15 protein-coding genes and 7 pseudogenes are annotated in these 17,305 nt (G+C 47.3%); 12 read left to right on the top strand and 10 right to left on the bottom strand.

The annotated features are described in order from the left end of the window. Positions 1-36: 36 nt before the first annotated feature. Positions 37-690: pseudogene (locus ABLV54_RS11680) on the top strand (terminase small subunit); the annotation flags it as partial. 560 nt (positions 691-1,250) lie between these two features. On the opposite strand, the gene ABLV54_RS11675 reads toward ABLV54_RS11680, so the two are convergent. From ABLV54_RS11675 to ABLV54_RS11665, 3 genes and pseudogenes are all read right to left on the bottom strand, one after another. After that, the gene (locus ABLV54_RS11675; RefSeq protein WP_057214766.1) at positions 1,251-1,967 is read right to left on the bottom strand and encodes a hypothetical protein; all 717 of its coding nucleotides are present in this window, start codon (positions 1,965-1,967) and stop codon (positions 1,251-1,253) included. Positions 1,968-1,974: 7 nt separating this feature from the next. After that, positions 1,975-3,135: a hypothetical protein gene (locus ABLV54_RS11670; protein ID WP_348814144.1), complete on the bottom strand. Its 1,161-nt coding sequence runs from the start codon at positions 3,133-3,135 to the stop codon at positions 1,975-1,977. 641 nt (positions 3,136-3,776) lie between these two features. Beyond that, a pseudogene (locus tag ABLV54_RS11665) lies at positions 3,777-4,133 on the bottom strand (hypothetical protein); the annotation flags it as partial. Between the two features lie 89 nt (positions 4,134-4,222). Between ABLV54_RS11665 and ABLV54_RS11660 the strand changes: the two are divergent. Next, positions 4,223-4,819: a recombinase family protein gene (locus ABLV54_RS11660; protein ID WP_248860838.1), complete on the top strand. Its 597-nt coding sequence runs from the start codon at positions 4,223-4,225 to the stop codon at positions 4,817-4,819. Positions 4,820-5,132: 313 nt separating this feature from the next. Beyond that, a complete protein-coding gene (locus ABLV54_RS11655; RefSeq protein WP_248860834.1) occupies positions 5,133-5,780 on the top strand; it encodes a DUF1353 domain-containing protein in 648 nt (215 codons plus the stop codon). A 158-nt stretch (positions 5,781-5,938) separates the two neighbouring features. Here the strand turns inward: ABLV54_RS11655 and ABLV54_RS11650 are convergent. Continuing rightward, a pseudogene (locus ABLV54_RS11650) lies at positions 5,939-6,164 on the bottom strand (DinI-like family protein). A 10-nt stretch (positions 6,165-6,174) separates the two neighbouring features. Here ABLV54_RS11650 and ABLV54_RS11645 point away from each other — a divergent pair. From ABLV54_RS11645 to ABLV54_RS11625, 5 genes and pseudogenes are all read left to right on the top strand, one after another. Further along, a pseudogene (locus tag ABLV54_RS11645) lies at positions 6,175-6,411 on the top strand (recombinase family protein); the annotation flags it as partial. A 298-nt stretch (positions 6,412-6,709) separates the two neighbouring features. Next, positions 6,710-7,093, top strand: a complete 384-nt coding sequence (locus tag ABLV54_RS11640; RefSeq protein ID WP_248861109.1) for a translesion error-prone DNA polymerase V autoproteolytic subunit — start codon at positions 6,710-6,712, stop codon at positions 7,091-7,093. Between the two features lies 1 nt (position 7,094). Then, a complete protein-coding gene (locus ABLV54_RS11635) occupies positions 7,095-8,360 on the top strand; it encodes a Y-family DNA polymerase (protein WP_248861110.1) in 1,266 nt (421 codons plus the stop codon). 590 nt (positions 8,361-8,950) lie between these two features. After that, the gene (locus ABLV54_RS11630) at positions 8,951-9,955 is read left to right on the top strand and encodes a hypothetical protein (protein WP_348814141.1); all 1,005 of its coding nucleotides are present in this window, start codon (positions 8,951-8,953) and stop codon (positions 9,953-9,955) included. A gap of 13 nt (positions 9,956-9,968) precedes the next feature. Next, positions 9,969-10,274, top strand: coding sequence for a hypothetical protein (locus ABLV54_RS11625; protein WP_248861112.1), 306 nt, complete (start codon positions 9,969-9,971; stop codon positions 10,272-10,274). 80 nt (positions 10,275-10,354) lie between these two features. Here ABLV54_RS11625 and ABLV54_RS11620 read toward each other — a convergent pair. Together ABLV54_RS11620 and ABLV54_RS11615 are read right to left on the bottom strand one after the other, a co-directional pair. After that, positions 10,355-10,829 (bottom strand): annotated as a pseudogene (locus tag ABLV54_RS11620) (SOS response-associated peptidase family protein); the annotation flags it as partial. A 92-nt stretch (positions 10,830-10,921) separates the two neighbouring features. After that, positions 10,922-11,029 (bottom strand): annotated as a pseudogene (locus tag ABLV54_RS11615) (hypothetical protein); the annotation flags it as partial. Between the two features lie 173 nt (positions 11,030-11,202). On the opposite strand from ABLV54_RS11615, the gene ABLV54_RS11610 reads away from it, so the two are divergent. Together ABLV54_RS11610 and ABLV54_RS11605 are read left to right on the top strand one after the other, a co-directional pair. Further along, on the top strand, positions 11,203-11,703 hold the full coding sequence (locus tag ABLV54_RS11610; RefSeq protein WP_248861113.1) for an Imm70 family immunity protein: 501 nt from the start codon (positions 11,203-11,205) through the stop codon (positions 11,701-11,703). A gap of 637 nt (positions 11,704-12,340) precedes the next feature. Next, a pseudogene (locus ABLV54_RS11605) lies at positions 12,341-12,589 on the top strand (M3 family metallopeptidase); the annotation flags it as partial. 53 nt (positions 12,590-12,642) lie between these two features. Here the strand turns inward: ABLV54_RS11605 and ABLV54_RS11600 are convergent. After that, entirely contained in the window at positions 12,643-12,807 is a 165-nt protein-coding gene (locus tag ABLV54_RS11600) for a hypothetical protein (protein ID WP_156835040.1), read from the bottom strand. Between the two features lie 30 nt (positions 12,808-12,837). Between ABLV54_RS11600 and ABLV54_RS11595 the strand changes: the two genes are divergently transcribed. Continuing rightward, complete coding sequence (locus ABLV54_RS11595) at positions 12,838-13,440, top strand: LysE family translocator (RefSeq protein ID WP_049014036.1); 603 nt, start codon at positions 12,838-12,840, stop codon at positions 13,438-13,440. On the opposite strand, the gene ABLV54_RS11590 is transcribed toward ABLV54_RS11595, so the two are convergent. Continuing rightward, positions 13,435-14,328 (bottom strand): LysR family transcriptional regulator, encoded by an 894-nt coding sequence (locus ABLV54_RS11590; protein WP_049014035.1) that lies wholly within the window; start codon positions 14,326-14,328, stop codon positions 13,435-13,437. The two genes, ABLV54_RS11595 and ABLV54_RS11590, sit on opposite strands and share 6 nt — an antisense overlap. A 206-nt stretch (positions 14,329-14,534) precedes the next feature. On the opposite strand from ABLV54_RS11590, the gene ABLV54_RS11585 reads away from it, so the two are divergent. Continuing rightward, entirely contained in the window at positions 14,535-15,071 is a 537-nt protein-coding gene (locus ABLV54_RS11585) for a GNAT family N-acetyltransferase (RefSeq protein WP_050534380.1), read from the top strand. 79 nt (positions 15,072-15,150) lie between these two features. On the opposite strand, the gene ABLV54_RS11580 is transcribed toward ABLV54_RS11585, so the two are convergent. Together ABLV54_RS11580 and ABLV54_RS11575 are read right to left on the bottom strand one after the other, a co-directional pair. Then, entirely contained in the window at positions 15,151-15,822 is a 672-nt protein-coding gene (locus ABLV54_RS11580; protein WP_050534377.1) for an SOS response-associated peptidase, read from the bottom strand. 467 nt (positions 15,823-16,289) lie between these two features. Then, a complete protein-coding gene (locus tag ABLV54_RS11575) occupies positions 16,290-16,925 on the bottom strand; it encodes a LuxR C-terminal-related transcriptional regulator (RefSeq protein WP_072096735.1) in 636 nt (211 codons plus the stop codon). Positions 16,926-17,305: the final 380 nt, after the last annotated feature.

Genomic DNA, 17,305 nt, shown 5'->3' with positions numbered 1-17,305 from the left:
GGCTTATGAAGACATTACTAACATCGGGGTGTACTAATCAACGGGGAGCAGGTCACCGCAACCGGCGTATCACCGAAGGATTGGTGTGAAGCGCAGGGACTGAATTACGCTACTGCCCGCCGATACATCAAGAAACCCACTGCGCAAACTGCGCAAAAGAAACTGCGCACTGCGCAAAAGGAAAAGTGCGCAGAAGAGCTGGTGGATGATGATGGCCTCACCGATCAGCAACGTTTATTTGTCGCAGAATACCTGAAGGACAACAACGCCACGCAGGCCGCCATTCGCGCTGGGTATAGCAAGAAGACTGCTGAACAAATTGGCTATCAGCTGCTTCAGAAAACTTCAGTTGCGCAGGCCATTGCGCAGCAGCAGAAAGCATCCATTGTGCGCACGCTCGGAAGCGCCGATGAAGTGCTTGAGCAGATGTGGCGCCTGGCCACCTTCGACGCCAACCAGCTATCACAGTATCGCCGCGGGAGTTGCCGCTATTGCTGGGGCTTCGGTCACCAGTATCAATGGCGTGACGCTGTTGAGTACGAAGAGAAGCGACTCGAAGCGCTTGAGCGAAAACGTCGCGAGCCCGTCGATGTTGGTGGCTACGGTTACAGCCACACCAGCGCACCTAACCCGGAATGCCCTCGCTGTAATGGAGATGGCGTCGGCCAGCCTTTCTTCGCTGTTACGAAAGCAGGGTCCCTGTCCACTTTCAACAACCAGCTCCTGCATTTTTCCACGACCGAGACAAACGGTTATGCGAATGCGCTGTTATCCGTAGTGCCTACGACCGAGGCAACCGGACAACCGACCAAAATAGAGCTGGCCGTACGTGGTAAAAACTACGTAGTGACCAGCAATCTGCTCCCCCTGTTTGATGGTGGGCGGCATCAGTTCGCCGTTGAATGCGAGTTCAGCGCGGATGGCACACAGCATACTGTTCGCGCCTATATCGATAAGGTGGTGGTATTTACCTCAACATCTGCGCTGGCGGTGACACCACCCGGAGAGCCCACGACGCGACGGGTTGGAACGAGCAATCCGTTTCCGTTGTCCTGGACAGGTATGCTGTATCGCGCACGGGTTGATGATGTCGGTACATCCGGCCTGACGGCCACCGATATACTGACTGCCGATTACAACCTGTGTGCCTCCCGGTTCAGTTAATTACGGCTGGCTGTTTAATTTCCCCCGGTATTCACCGGGGATCATCGCCCTGGCTGGCCTTCATGGTTATCTTCGAGAGTCCAGATTTACGCTATAGATAAAATCCCTTCATAGCTCTGAGTAACGAGGTCTACCATATCCATTTTTTCGGCCTGCGACAGTATTCCGCCCGCCCACACCCCCGTCATTGCAATATCCACGGCGCCTAAAAAATCTGACGTGATATAGGAGTAGCCAGCATAAATCGACTTATTCGGAACAGGGATTGCGCGGGCGGTAACAGCGACCTGTTCAGTCGATACCAGCTCACTGTTCGTCATTTTATGAAGCTGAAGCATCGAGTTATTCACATCGAGGAAAACCAGATGGAATTTACTGGTGTCCAGTGGAGTCGCGAGGGTGGCAGTTGCTGTTCCGCTTGAGCGCCCCACAATCCCCCTGATTTGAGGAATGGCCGGTTCAAAAACAAACGTATCCCCCTGCGGTTGTACAGCAGATCCAAGATAGTTACCCATGCCCAGCGCTCTGGTAGTGCTTTTAGGCCGGAGTAACACCATCATGGTTTTAACGGGGTTATCCGTGACTTTCAGATCATACCCCCCTGCACCCACACCACCCGTAAACCAGTACGTGTTGATGACAGGTGCCCCCACTATGGTTGGCTCTTCCCCAAAAATAGCCCCAAAGTTCTGGCTGCCAAATGTGGCAATGCTCGCGATAGACGGCTGCGGATAACTCGATCCAATAATGCAGTCATCATCCCAGACAGCATCAACATTAATAGATAATCCCTGATTAGACATAATTACCTCACAACGTGATTTCAAACATGACGCAATAGTTATCCATACGGATAACCTCGCTATTAAGGGTAAAACTGATAATGTCGCCCTGGCTGTCACGCAGACAACCGCGCGGCCCGGTCAGGCGGCCCGGTGACTGGCCGGTGGTGCCGCCGTGAAAGGCATACTGAAGAATGGCCCCAGCAGGAATATCATCGGCAGTTGATATAGTTAAAGCGTCATAGCGGACATTAACATTGGTCAGTGGAATAAGTTTGAGTGTATCCGGATGAAGCAGACGGAAGCCGTAATTACCTGGATCGGATACCACGCTGGTATCAAGTTCCAGCAGACCTACCGGATTCAGCCACACAGTAGCGGCGCAGCCCTGGCGTTGATGACTAACCGGCATCAGTGGTTTTGCCGCTTTGCCGTCAACCAGCGCCCGCTTTTCCATCACTGAAATATACAGCCCATGAATATAGGAGCTGCGGGCGGTGAGATGAGCGCCATCCGTGTAGTCGTGAATGTACATCGGGTTAGTGAGGTACACATTTTCGCGTGTCTGCGCCAGCTCCAGCAGCGCCATCGGAATGGTGGGATAGGCGGTGTTCGGCGTCCGGTTTATCCAGCTGCTGAACTGATAAACAAAAATCGGCACATGGACTTCTTCGCCGCAAACAGCAGAAGCGTGGGCATCGATCCGCTGTTGCATGGTGTCGAAAATAGCCTGATAGTCTGCTTTGGTGGTGCCTTTCGTCTGATCTGCTTCGCCCTGCATCCAGTACATCGCCACAGGCCGGTAGGTTTTCCCGAGCTCCTGAGCGCGGGCGTAACCATAACTGATATCATCGAAAACTCGCTGCATGTACTTTCCGGGATACGCCGCCAGCACATCAATGGGCTGACCGCCCTCCGCCGGAACAGAACCCAGAATGATCAGATCATCCGGGTTAAAGCCATAGTTCTCGGCAATCATCAGTTCATACCAGCCGCGAATGCTGGCCCCCATCGGGGTTTCCCATGCCTGGCCGTTATCGGTGTTTTTATACGTCTCAACGTAGGGAACCAGCTGAGCATGGTTTTCTGCCGAAGTGCCGGAGCCATCCTGTGCCCGTACCCCACCGATAAAACGCAATGCGGTATACAGCGCAGCGATCGTAATCAGCGCCTGAGTATTTACGCCCACAGCGAGCGATTGTCCGTAACCGATTTTATGGGCAATATCCGGCAGGCGTGAGTAAATGGACTGATTGAAATAGCGCAGGAATTCCGGGGAAATAATCGCTTTAACTTCCAGAGTTTCGGCTTTGAGCGATTTTACCTCTCCATGATTCGCTTCAATTTTCCCCGCAGCAAATGCCCCGTTTTTTTGATACCCACAGCCGGACGGTTTAACGTATCACGCCACGCCATAACGAAATCGCGGAATGTCGCAGTAGAAATGCTGGCGTTGGCTGGTAACCCTAAGATACTGGCAATCGTAAGATTGTTGATCTCAGCCTTCCCTGATTTCAGTACCCCTTTTTTATTAATGGCAAAACAAAGCCGTTTAAGTGTGTCATAAACTGAAACAGCGTTACCGTCAGCCACTACAGATAAAGCGGAGTTCCCGATATTCAGACGTGACGACGAGATGATCGACGAAATAAATTCATCCGCTGAGAGCTTTTTTAATTCTGCTTTATTCGCCTTAATCCACCCGGCAAGCAATCGGCCCGCCTCATCCAGCCCTACCGAATAATTTTTCCGTTCATCCATAAAGGCAAGAGACATACCCGCTGGCGCATTCTGGCTGAACGTTGCTCTGATCAATTCAGTCATTATATTGACCAGCTCCTGAGATGGCATTTTCCGCCCGGTAGGTTGCAGCGTCCCGCCGTTATTCATGTACTCATCAGCCAGCGCCCAGACGTCCTGGCTGCAAACATAGGTCGTGGAGCCAACGGGGATATTCACGATATCTGCCTGCGCTGCCGCCTCATTCATATACTGCTTGCTGAGTGGGATCAGGTTCTGCCTTACCTCATCGTTTTTCGCCATCATCTGGCGCCAGGTATCGAGCGGTTCACCGCCGCGGTCGTCAACCGTTCCGGCCGGACCGTTAACCAGCTCGTCAGCGCGCTTAACGTTATCCATGAATATTTCCGGCGTCGTCGTGCCCAGTGGCGGGTTAAGTTCGGCCATTTTTTGCTCCAAAACGAGGCTTCGCCCAAACGAGGGTTTGAGCGAATGGCAGCGGTCTTTTACAATCAGCTATTTCAAGGAATTAGATCGTGCTGATTGGCTATGCGAGGGTATCAACCGGGGATCAAAACCTCGATTTACAGAAAAACGCGCTGATCCGCGCAGAATGTGAGCTGGTTTTTGAGGATATGGCCAGCGGGGAAAATGCCCGGCGGCCAGGGTTAAAGCGCGCCTTACGCAGGCTTAAGCCCGGCGATGTGCTGGTGGTCTGGAAACTGGACCGACTTGGCCGCAGCGTGCGCGATCTGATTACGCTCGTGTCGGAGCTGCAGGCTCGCGGGGTAAATTTCCGCAGTCTGACCGACAGCATCGATACCAGTACGCCAGCAGGCCGCTTTTTCTTCCACGTCATGAGCGCCCTGGCAGAAATGGAGCGCGAGCTGATCGTCGAGCGTACCCGCGCCGGTTTAGCCGCAGCGAGGGAGCAGGGGAGAGTCGGTGGCCGTCGCCGAGTAATGACCACTGAAGTTGTGGAGCGGTGTCGCAGAATGCTGGAGAACGGCGCTACCAGGCAGCAGATCGCAGATGTGACAGGGGTGGGGGTGAAGACGATTTACAAATACCTCCCGGTGCAATACAGCGATAAAAAATCCACAAATCAGACAGCATTGAGGCAACGAAACTGATTTCTGACAGCGTGTCACCTGCCGCATAGTGTCGTCGAATCCAAAGAACAGGGTACATCGCCCAGCTCGGGTATTCCGTCGCAGCATTCTGCAAAATCTCTTCCGCCTTCATAAATTTGTTGTGGTCCGTCAGCAGATCGCAGACGTGAGTGCGGTAGAGAGGTGGATATTTTTATTTTATTTGATATTTAAGAGTTTCTATCTTCTTCTTTGTTAATTTTTAGGTGATGAATTTTTTTTAAAAAATACCAAGGAAAATTTTGTGTATTGACTAATGTATATAGTGGTTGATATTTTTTATAAAGGAGGGGGTATGTTACGTAAAAAAAGAGAAATCAACCTGATAATTCATAAAGTAATTCTAATTCTTGTGTGTTTTTTATTTCAATCGTTTCTTTGTAATTCTTACGCTAATCAACCGATAGATTTAAAAACTAACGAGGTAAAACGTAGCTCTTTCTTGTTAACCGACAATGCTACCCTCTTTAAGGCTCCTGGGCCTGCAATTTCAATTTCTCTGAATGATGGTGTATATGAGTATTTGTATTCGGATATGATTTATGAGATTGGAAATACAGGAGAAAAGATTGTTATTCCTGCGGGGTTTGTTACAGACTTTGCTTCTATACCTCCCGAGCTATCTCGTTTGGGGCTCAAGTCAAAGGGAGAGTACGGGCGAGCAGCAGTGGTGCATGATTATCTTTATTGGACCCAAGTATGCACTAAAGATCAAGCAGATAGAATATTGGTGTTAGGAATGAAGGAAAGTGATGTAAATGTGGTAAAGCGCTTCTTTGTCCATACTGGCGTGCATGATTTTGGCAAGCATTCTTGGCAGAAGAATTATAGAGAGAAAAATGCGGGTTTAATAAGATTCATCCCCAAGGAGTATTTTCCTTTAATAATTGAAAAATATCCAAATATCCAAATATCAAATGGAAAGAGCTACAGAAGAAGTTAATATTGGATGGGGTAAAAGATCCGGTTATCGCTAAGAACCCGACTTATTGCCACTATGGTGATAGTTTTGTGGTTCCTAAAAGATAAAGTAATAAATAGAGGCTATAAATACAAGGTATAGCCTCTATAATTATATTCACACTAACTATATGATACAAATCAACGCACAAACCAGTCGTCCGCCGTCTCCCAGGTATTTTGCAACGTTTCTTCCACAAACTCCTTCGCGATTTCCTTATTGGTCGCCCACAGCACACTCAAACCGTCGTTGCTGGCCGTCTTCACGATCACTTCAACATCATCGTACTGCTCGCTAATCCGTCGGGTCATTTCTTCTTTCAAAGCATGTATTGAACCCTTTGGCAATGCTGATCTCTACACGCATGATGATCACCTTCCACTTCATGAGCGCCCTGGCGGAAATGGAGCGCGAGTTGATAGTGGAGCGTACCCGAGCCGGTTTAGCCGCTGCGAGGGAGCAGGGGAGAGTCGGCGGACGCCGCCGGGTAATGTCCACTGAGGTTGTGGAGCGATGCCGCAGGATGTTGGGTACGGGCGCTACCAGGCAGCAGGTAGCCGATGTGACAGGGGTGGGGGTGAAGACGATTCATAAATATTTTCCAGCCGGTTAAGTTTGCTCACCTGCGAGCCGTATGCAAGAGATCGCAGGTGAGCAATTTGCTATGAAGCATTGCCATAGCTGAAAAATTTTAACCTCGCATTGTTCGCAAAACCATCAAACAGCTAAGGCCTGAATACACTTTAAGACTTACCTTACTCATTATATCAATATGTTACGTCAATGGCGTAAATTGATAGCCAGAGCCTATATTGATATGTCGCCCTGTTAAAACTACTGTATATAAAAACAGTGTTAATGTGAGCGAGTTTATTATGCAGTTCTAAACGCCCGTTGAGTTACGTCAGATCATGCTGCTCCCGTTGTACAGCGACCTTGTGCAATGTGGTTTTCCTAGTCCAGCGCAGGATTATGTTGAGCAACGTATTGATCTGAACGAGTTGCTCGTTAACCACCCCAGTGCGACGTATTTTGTCAAAGCCGCCGGCGACAGCATGAAAGACGCAGGCATAGGGGAAGGTGATCTTCTGGTCGTGGATAGCTCAAGAACAGCAGTTCATGGCGATATCGTTATTGCTGCTGTGGATGGGGAATTCACCGTTAAGAAGCTGCAACTGCATCCGCGGGTTCAGCTTAACCCAATGAACCCTGCATATTCGCCGATAGTCGTCGGTAGCGAGGATACTCTCGATGTGTTCGGGGTCGTAACTTACATCATCAAATCGGCTGGCTGAGATGTTTGCACTTTGCGATGTGAACTCATTTTACGCATCCTGCGAAACTGTATTTCGTCCTGACCTGAAGGGGCGGCCGATAGTCGTTCTGTCAAACAACGACGGCTGTGTGATCGCCCGTTCGCAAGAGGCGAATCCCTTCGTCAAAATGGGTGAGCCTTATTTCAAGCAAAAGGACATGTTTCGCCGGCACGGTATTATCGCGTTTAGCAGCAACTATGAGCTTTATGCCGATATGTCCAACCGAGTGATGACAACACTGGAGGAACTCTCTCCACGCTGCGAAATTTACAGTATTGATGAGGCATTTTGCGATCTTAATGGTGTGCGAAACTGTAGCGATCTTATCGACTTTGGCAGGGAAATTCGCGAGACGGTTCTGCGCAGGACGCACCTCACGGTCGGCGTCGGCATAGCCCAGACTAAAACCCTGGCGAAGCTGGCCAATCACGCCGCGAAACAGTGGCAGCGGCAGACCGGAGGCGTGGTTAATTTGTCGAATCTGGAACGGCAGAGAAAGTTGATGGCTTTGCTTCCGGTGGATGAGGTCTGGGGAGTCGGGCGCCGCATCAGTAAAAAACTGGAGGCCATGGGCATTAAAACTGTGCTTCAACTGGCTGATACCGATATCCGTTTTATCCGGAAGCATTTTAATGTCGTGCTGGAAAGAACAGTGCGGGAGCTGCGTGGCGAGCCATGCCTTGGACTTGAGGAGTTCGCGCCGGTAAAGCAGGAGATTGTCTGTAGTCGCAGCTTCGGGCAGCGGATTTCCACCTACGAAGAGATGCGCCAGGCGATATGCAGCTATGCATCGCGCGCAGCGGAGAAACTCCGTGGCGAGCATCAGTATTGTCGGTTCATCTCAGCGTTCGTTAAAACCAGCCCCTTTGCGCTGAATGAACCCTATTACGGAAACAGCATATCGGTAAAGCTGCTAACGCCGACCCAGGACAGCCGGGACATCATCACCGCGGCGACGAAATGCCTCGATGCAATCTGGCGAGACGGACATCGTTATCAGAAAGCAGGTGTGATGCTTGGGGATTTCTACAGTCAGGGCGTGGCCCAGCTCAACCTCTTCGACGACAACGCACCACGGAAGAATAGCGAGAAACTGATGGAAGTTCTCGACTATCTCAATGCGAAAAGCGGAAGAGGAACTCTGTATTTTGCAGGGCAGGGGATCCAGACTGCCTGGCAGATGAAACGAGAAATGCTATCTCCGCGCTATACTACGAGGTTCTGTGACCTGCTCAAAGTTAGATGATTCGGCCATTAACGGTAGTGGTTATGCTGCTACTACAGTCCGCTTAGAGCGAACAGCGGAAGTTCACAATTGTCATCGCTATTGATGATGCTCCATTCACCTTCCCGTGTGTTAATCGATAGGGAGGAGGTCAATTAACATGACGACAGCCGACCTGCAATTTGATTCGTATACATGGGTAGTTGGTCGCTGCATTTGTATGTTTAAGTTATCAGACGATCCTTTAACGAGCTATAAAAACTCTCATCCACCTACCTTCACGGCTATAGAACACTACAAAAGGATTACAGAATTCTTTTTTTTACCATGCTCTCAATGGATAATGTCACCTCCACATCTTTTATCAGGTGATAAACCCATTTTTTAGTCAAAGGGGTTAATCATCCTTGATGGTAATGGAATAAAATAAAATTGTCGTTATATTTACATAATCCAATCTCACTTTAACATACTGACTTCCGAACCTGGCAGGAGCAGGTTATCAATTATATATTAAGTTAAGAGTTTTAACGCTAATTTTAATATGCATGCTTATTAGTTTATAGCTAATTAGCAACACAGATATACTTAACTGTATTGTGAGAATTCTTATGAAGAAAAAACAGCTGGTTACTATATTTAGCCTGCCTCTTATTCTTACAGCCTGTAGTTCAGGAAAGCTGGCCATGAACCATGCCGAAGAGGTTGCTAATTCAGGTCATGAAATCATCAAAGTCACTAAAGAATATAATGAGAATTTAATAACTCTACATAATGACTGGGTAGTGGCACTCCTTGGTTCCGATCCTAATTGCAGGCTTACATCTGATATGACCATCCCCGTTAGAGAGGAACAAAGCTCTAACCCTGGCATTGGGATGTGCGTGACACCACGTGAAGAAAAGAGAATTAAGACTATCTATCTAAATGCAAAACCTATTGACAGGAAAATATTTAAAGAAAATGAACAAATCCTGTCTGCATTCTCAGATTATCTGACAGCATTGACAGCTTATACGTCGGATGAACCTTCATATACTGTAAGCGAACTCGTTGATAAAGCGCTAGAAAATGCTGATAGCATTAATAAAAACATTAAAATTAACCTTAATGATAAACAGAAAAAATCCATAAGTGGACTTGTCTCATTTTTACAACGGCTAGCGACAGAGGAAAAAAACAAGGGGGACATAGCTTCCGTTTTAAAGGAAATGGGCCCAAAGCAATCTGAAAATCTAGATTTACTAAGAGAAGACATAGAGGATAAAAAAGAAAGATATTTCAATACAATGAGTGGAGATATATTAAACATAGCTTTGCTAAATTTCAACAAGCGAGCCACACTTCCACCACAGCAGTCTGTTTCACCAAAAGAAATAGTACAGCTTAACTATACAACACGAAATTACATTAAGAATATAACGGCTGCTGAAGTAGCTATTAATAAATACAAAGAATATAACAAAGAACTTCTTTCAATAATTGAGGATAACATTACAGACGAAAAAATAAAAGAGGAGAGGCTGGATATCCAAAAGGAAAATATTAAAGAAGGACTCAAATATGTTAAAGATTTCGTTCAAGAACTCGGTCCGGTTATTATAGGTGCAATGTAATAGGAGATGGTTTATGGCTACGCAACAGCAAAAAGATGATCTCATTAATATAATTTTAGAATTAAAAGGAATATGCGATTCAAAAATTAATGGTGAGAATGGAAGCATATATATATATATTAGCGCTAAACTAACATCTTTTATCATAACTATAGATAGTTATGATCCTTCTATATTCAGTAACCAAGTTATCATTGACTTAATGTTCTGGGCAAACCAGGCTTTAAATGCATTGAAAACACCTGCTGAAGAGGACGATTTAGCTGCGTTAAATATTATTGTTGGAAAACTCGCATACCAATTCCCTGTAATTAAATAGCATTCCCAGATACAATGTGCATCCTCACTATAAATGATGGCCAGAATTACTCTGGCTGTCATTAGACTAAGTTGGCTATGGTCGTGTATATGGACCTTTATCAGCAGCAGTGACAATTAAAAATACTTCAGCCTCATAGCCATGCCCAAACGGTGTGCTTTCGATCGAAGCCATGAATATCGGCTGGCCATCAGCACGATGAATGAAATAGGGCTGCTTCTTGCCACCTTCCTTTTTCCATTCAAACCATCCATCAGAGCAACAGATCGCTCGACCGTGCTGCCAAAGCGGTTTAAACATCCTGCTGGTGGCTGCGGTCTCCACCCGGGCATTAATCAGCGGTGGTTTATCCCACCACCCTGGCGCGTAACCCCAGTGGACCGGATCGAGGTGTAGCTGTTCATCGCGTTCGCTCACGAGCAAAACTTTAGTCCCCGGCGCCACGTTGTAACGCCCAATCGGCTCAGGGTCGTATGCAATGTCGCGCTCGGCTTCATCCGCCAGGTATGCAAGATATTCTTCACGGGTTTGGGCTTGTGCAAAACGTCCACACATAGAAACCTCCAGTCAGTAAGACTAAAAGTATAGACGTCGCGTGTGAGTGCTCAATGAATGGGTGATCTTAGTGAAGGCCGTTATCATGAAAGTTAGCGGACCACCAGTACCGAGCATTCGGCGTGGCGGACCACCTCGGCGACGTTGGAGCCCAGCGGATCGGTGGTAATATCCCTCTTAGTGGTTTAATTAACGAGGTTTTGGAACAAGCTGTAGCACGCCTAGTGCACTTGCCCCAGGGAATGGTACACGAGCTGGTCATTGATGTCAGAGGGCAGCTCTTAACTGATGAAATTCGACGAAAAATCCTTAAAGACATCAGCAGTAAAGCAAATGGAATAATTAAAGCTTCGAATATAAGGTTTATCGAAAAATGAGTAAAATTGGTCTCTTAGGTGCTTCAACTATATATGAACTGGGTTCCCCTGATGATGTTGAACTGTTTTTTAAGACAGTGTCTGAAACTCTCGAACAGGGGCGCAGGGATGCAAGCTATCCTGTGGTAATGTTAAAACTATATAAAAAAGCTTTGAGTTTTGATGAGATAAAAACAGCAAAGCTAGAAATGGACGAGATACAAGCACGCCTTGCAAGGCTTCCCCTGCATAACGAGTTCTATTCAATGTTCGGAGTCGATAAGAATAAAACGTCATGGGACACGCAGGCTGCTGATTTGGGATCGTTTTTCAGTGCAATTTTCAAAGCATTTAATATCGCCTATGATATGACTCTTTTCCTTCATGATGACTTTGGTGAATTTGTTCCCATGCTACTTGGGAGAACTGAGATACCCTATGCAATAGAGGATAGTAAAAGACCCGTCGAGGAGTTTGATCGTCTGGCTGATGATGACCTTCCTTTCTGGAATAGATGATTGATTAGTGTAACCTTTTCCCGCAGTTCGTTGCGGGGAAAGGTTATTTTGTATCATCCTAAAGAAGATTTCGATTCTGCTCATGTATAAAATTACGCGAAGTCTTCACGTCGGGAAAACTCCGAAACACATTTTTAACCGAAGTGTCGGCATTCGAGTGCTAATTCAGTGATACGTACAGAGCACAGCGCGTAAGTAACCTGTCGCACTGTACACCACTGTCTCAGCTTCAGGCGCGAGCGGAAGCTTCATTGTCAGAGCATTCCTTCAATATCCAGCCTCATCCATATGCTCCGCTTCTTTAGCAAGATAAACCAGGTATTCTTCGCATGTCTGTGATTGAGCAAAGCGCCCGCACATGGTTACCTCCAGTCAGATGCCAGACTTAAAATTATAAGTCAGAAGAATAGAGTCGTTACCTCATCCTTACAGGACACTCTTTGATAGTTACCAGTATGAAAAATGAACTGCTAAAGGTACTGATTAGGCATTGTTGAGAGAATGTCTTCCCCAAAACGATATGCAACTGACTGAATTATATGAGATTGTATTTATGCTTAAATCAACGGGATTTTCATAATAAAAAGAAGTTAACTTTATGATTTTTATTGGTAAATGCACCCATTGAAAAGGATGCTTCTCCCATATCTTCGGCGGCGGCTATGCGGCAGGCTATTACGCCTATCTGTGGACCCAGATGCTGGCCGACGATGGCTATCAGTGGTTCGTGGAGCAGGGCGGTTTGACCCGTGAGAACGGTCAGCGCTTCCGGGAAGCGATTTTATCTCGCGGTAATAGCGCTGATTTAGCTGGACTGTATCGCCAGTGGCGCGGACACGATCCACAGATTGAGCCGATGCTGAAAAATCGTGGACTGAGCGCATAGGCCATCGGGCGGTGAGAAGCGATCGATTGGGTGTTTTCCTTATCAGGCGCTTTTCACTGGCCATGCTTTGATCGCAGGGGATTGCGCCAGGCGCCGGTCAGGAGAAATAGCGCGAAAATAATCAAATACACATTTAGAGAAAAGCCACTTAATCCCGTTGCGATATCGAGGTAGTCTTTCAATAACGTCATGCAGGTGGTAATAAAACCACCTTCCACGATATCTCTCCCTGGAAAACGGATAAATAAATGGTTTTGATCGTTACTATGCTTATGTTTGCGCTGGCCCTGTCATTTTCGCCAGGTCCGGTTAATATGGTTATTATCTCTTCCGGCGCTGCGCATGGATTCAGAAAAACATTTTCTTTCGTCTCGGGCGCCACTATTGGTTTTACATTGTTACTGGTTTTTATTAGTTTTGGACTCTACGCGGCCATCGCAACGCACCCTTGGTTTTTTAGCTATCTGAATATCGTTGGTTCGTTATTTATCTTGTTTCAGGGCTATAAAATTGCTACTTCACATCCGGAATGGTCACTGAAAAAAGCACAGGCGCCGGGGTTTGCGCAGGGTTTTTTAATGCAATGGCTCAATCCTAAAGCCTGGGCTGCCTGTGCCTCTGGCGTCGCCTTGTTTTCTGAACCCTCGTCGCGCCTGAGTATATCGCTATTTATTATCATCTACTTTTTTGTCTGCTATCTGTCCCTGGCGGCCTGGGCGATATTCGGTGATAAAATGTCAGCGATTCTCAAAAGCAGAGCACAGATCCGCCTGTTTAATCTGGTGATGGGCGGATTATTGTGCATGACTGCGGGTTACATACTGTATTCGCAGTATATTACCTATTCATAGCGGCTGATGTTCAACGGCATTATAGATATAATTAATCAACTTATAGGCCGCGCCGCTAACTGAAATATTGCCAGGCCATAGGGCATACACTTTTAGCGGGGCTAATGACCAGTCAGGGAGTAGTTCCTGCATGTCGCCGCGGCGGATATCCTCTTCGCAGAGAAAACGCGGCGGAGCGGCCAGGCCAATTTGTTGTCTGGCAAGGGCATAGGCGGCCTCAACACTATCGACATACACGCCGGGTGTATACTTTATTATCGCCCGTTCGCCGTTGCGATGTCTGAACTCGCGCACATTCTCCCTCATCGTCAGCCCAATCCACGGCATTGATTCAAGCATAGCGGGATGATCAATGGGGGGATAGCGCAGGAGAAAGCCCTTTGCTGCCACCAGCTTTCGCGGCAGAACAAACAGGTGCCGTGCCTTGAGAGCGCTATCGGGGAGCTCGCCAATGCGAAAGGCGACATCAATACTGTCGGCAATAATGTCCTCGCGCAGGTCACTATAAGAAATGCTCAGAGCAATATCCGGGTTCTCTTTAATGAAATTTGCAAGATGGTGAGTGAATGGGCTGTTTAAAAAAACGGCAGGTATGGAGATACGCAGCTTACCGGCTGTGGATACCGAACGTTGCTTAAACTCAATGACGCCTTTTTCATAAAGCTCGAGCATTGACCTGGCGGTCTCCAGCACACTTTCGCCATCTTGTGTTAGAGAAAGCTTTCGGGTATTTCTGTAGAGCAAAGCGCTGTTAAGGTTTTTCTCAAGCCTGGATAAATGTGCGCTTGCTGTTGCGGTCGACAACCCTAACGCCGCGGCGCCGCCTGAAACGGAACCGCTCTCGACAATTTTGGCAAAGACTATCAGGTAGCGGATGTCATCGATCATTTACAGTCCTGTGTTCACGCGGTAACGATATGCGTGGCGCCGATAAAAAGGGATCCCGTTTCCGGATTACCATATCCTATTTTTATTGCCGGAAGTATCTGTTTAATCGCGCTTCTCAGGTCCGCTTGAACGAGTACCAGGCATTCACAACGGCAGGGAGGGTTCGCGAAGCGTCGCGGGCCACCTCACTCGTCAAGGAGATACGTTTGCATATTGAGACTCATCGCCTGCGTCTTCGCCCTGTCATGGCTGAAGATGTCGCCGATCTTTACCGAATTTATGGCGATCCGGCGACCAATACCTTTAACCCCGCAGGACCCTACCCGGATATTGACTATGCCAGTACGGTTCTCCAGCGCTGGCTTGCCCACTGGCACGATCGCGGGTTTGGCAACTGGGCCATATCGGCGCGTGATGCTCCGGAAAAAATCATTGGCTTTGGCGGCTTAACTATTCGTCGCTATAACGATGTCACCCTCAACAATCTTGGCTATCGATTCGCAACAGAGGCATGGGGAAAAGGGCTGGCCACCGACCTCGCGACCTCGGCGGTAAGATATGGCTTCGAGGCGATCAAACTCACGGAGATTTCAGCGGTGGTGAGGGCGAATCACCTGGCCTCACGAAAAGTGCTCGAGAAAGCAGGCTTGAGGTTCATCAACGAGATTGCCGATATAGAAAATGCGCCGCCGAGTCTGCTTTATTCGTTGACCTTAAGCGAGTGGTTAAGCCAGTCGGGGTAACTCGCGGGGGCTTATTCGCAAGGCTGGATCGCACCGCAGCCGACGCATCAGGCGGGGGATCGGCCACAGAGTTAGGCGCTCACTCTACTGGCTCAATTAACGCAGGCCCCTGATTGTTCACATTGCCGATCGCCCGCGATACCGCGTGCCAGGTGAAATCGTCGGCGGAGACGCTTCCGTCCCTGGCAATCTCCGCCGCATCCGCCCCGGTGAGATTCTGCCTCATCCATTCCCGGGCGGCTTCCGGCGTCAGGACCAGCGGCCGGCGGTCATGTATATCGACAAGACCGCGATCGGCGGCAGCGGTCACCAGCAAAAATCCTTCGGCGCTGTCCCCGCGTTCGAAGGGGGGGCTGCCAATAGCGGCCATAAATATCGGCTGGCCATCCTTTCGCTGAATGAAGTAGGGCTGCTTTTTGTCTCCGACCTTTTTCCATTCAAACCAGCCATCGGCGAAGCAGATCGCCCGCCCGTGCTGCCACAGCGGTTTGAACATCCTGCTGGTGGCAGCGGTTTCAACCCGGGCATTAATCAGCGGTGATTTATCCCACCATCCCGGCGCATAGCCCCAGTGAACGGGATCGAGGTGGAGTTGCTCATTCCTTTCACTCAGGAGTAACACTTTTGTCCCGGGCGCGACGTTATATCGCCCAATGGGCACCGGGTCCCAGGGGATATCGCTTTCGGCCTCTTCTGCGAGAAACGCCAGGTATGCTTCCCGCGTCTGTGCTTGCGCAAAACGTCCGCACATCGCCACCTCCAGCCAGATGTCTGACTAAAAGTATAGAACAGCAGAAAAAAGGGACGCCTTACCAAAAACCACAATCATTCCACAGGGAGAGGCTATAATTTCAGGCCATCATATTGCCAGACGTCTCTGCAATAACCGTTCGGTGTGGTACCTGGCTTTTTCTCTTTACGAGTAATCTTTATTACCCTAATAACCGGGGCTAGAGAGAAGGCTTCTTCTCTTTTTATTGCTTTTCAGAATTATCGTATGTGGCTTTACCTTTGTCTGAAATGGTTGGCGTTTGGTTGTGTTTGAAAACTTTTACCCCTTATTATTTAAAAATCATCTTTTACTTTGAAAAGGTTGTTTATGAGTAACTGGCTATTATTATCCCTGGCGGTAGTATTATTATTGACATCATTATTTTTTGGTCTCTCCTATGTTAAAGATCGAAGAAAAATGAAGATGCGATTTAACAAAACTCGACGTTAACCGATCCTTCCTGAGGAAAGCGCAAGAGCAACGGATGAGAATTTCGTCAACTCTTGTTTGGTGGCTATTTGGAATTTTTTCATGATATTGATTTTATGGGAAAAGACCGTTTTATGGCTGATACCTAGTTCTTGCGCTATCTGCTGATTATTCATTCCCGTTCTGATCGCATCGATAATATAAAGTTGTGATTTGGTCAATGTTAATCGAGGGCATTTTACACAGCGTCTACTGTCTTTTACCTGGCTACTAGCAATCGACGCTGTTGACTCAATCAGATGTTTCGCAATCTGATTTTTTATACGGTGCAATCCGGTGTTGATACTAATAAAAGTAGCATCACGTAGACAATACGGTATCCGATCAACTTGCATAGCACTATCGGTGGGAACGAAAATAAAAATAGATGTGTGTTCGGGGATTTTTTTGAAAACCGGGTGGCATAGATAATGTTCACCGGTCGTCATTTCCGTAAACAGCATATCTATCTGACCGAGAGTATCTGGTGAGTATTGCAAAATGGAAAAAGGTGTACAGATGTTTTCTTCCTTTGCGACCTCGATAAGAAGTTCACAAACACCTCGATTAAGAAATATGTTTTCAGTATTAATGAAAATATTAGTCATAGTAATGCCGATCGTCAAAATATTAATATTTTTAAGGGGGTAAGCATTTACAGTATATGGGATTAGGATATTTCTAATAGCTAATAAAATCAATAAATCCATTTTTGAGACTTTATCTGGAAAAGACTTGAAAAAGCATATAAATCAAAGTCTTGATTTTCGCTTTTGCCCTGATGTAGCCGGTGATTTGGCACAAACTGCTTAAATTGTACATATAACAAACATTAATTCTGGATTGGAATGTATTAATTCAAGTGATGTATTTATTGCATGAATCATTTATTCAAAACGGTTCGGTAAGGGCATACTCTTGTCAATAATGCCTGAGCGGAAGGGCTTTGTTGAATAAATCGAACTTTTGCTGAGTTGAAGGATCAGATCACGCA

This window comes from Klebsiella sp. JB_Kp042 (genome assembly GCF_040065275.1).
Lineage (GTDB): Bacteria > Pseudomonadota > Gammaproteobacteria > Enterobacterales > Enterobacteriaceae > Klebsiella > Klebsiella quasipneumoniae.
Note: the sequence above shows the minus strand (reverse complement) of the source record. Positions and strands in the feature narration are given on the sequence as shown.

What these genes read in the sequence shown, in the direction of transcription:
- ABLV54_RS11675 (WP_057214766.1), bottom strand. Translation starts at nt 1,967, where the DNA reads ATGTCTAATCAGGGATTATCTATTAATGTTGATGCTGTCTGGGATGAT.
- ABLV54_RS11655 (WP_248860834.1), top strand. Translation starts at nt 5,133, where the DNA reads ATGTTACGTAAAAAAAGAGAAATCAACCTGATAATTCATAAAGTAATT.
- ABLV54_RS11640 (WP_248861109.1), top strand. Translation starts at nt 6,710, where the DNA reads ATGCTGCTCCCGTTGTACAGCGACCTTGTGCAATGTGGTTTTCCTAGT.
- ABLV54_RS11635 (WP_248861110.1), top strand. Translation starts at nt 7,095, where the DNA reads ATGTTTGCACTTTGCGATGTGAACTCATTTTACGCATCCTGCGAAACT.
- ABLV54_RS11630 (WP_348814141.1), top strand. Translation starts at nt 8,951, where the DNA reads ATGAAGAAAAAACAGCTGGTTACTATATTTAGCCTGCCTCTTATTCTT.
- ABLV54_RS11625 (WP_248861112.1), top strand. Translation starts at nt 9,969, where the DNA reads ATGGCTACGCAACAGCAAAAAGATGATCTCATTAATATAATTTTAGAA.
- ABLV54_RS11610 (WP_248861113.1), top strand. Translation starts at nt 11,203, where the DNA reads ATGAGTAAAATTGGTCTCTTAGGTGCTTCAACTATATATGAACTGGGT.
- ABLV54_RS11595 (WP_049014036.1), top strand. Translation starts at nt 12,838, where the DNA reads ATGGTTTTGATCGTTACTATGCTTATGTTTGCGCTGGCCCTGTCATTT.
- ABLV54_RS11590 (WP_049014035.1), bottom strand. Translation starts at nt 14,328, where the DNA reads ATGATCGATGACATCCGCTACCTGATAGTCTTTGCCAAAATTGTCGAG.
- ABLV54_RS11580 (WP_050534377.1), bottom strand. Translation starts at nt 15,822, where the DNA reads ATGTGCGGACGTTTTGCGCAAGCACAGACGCGGGAAGCATACCTGGCG.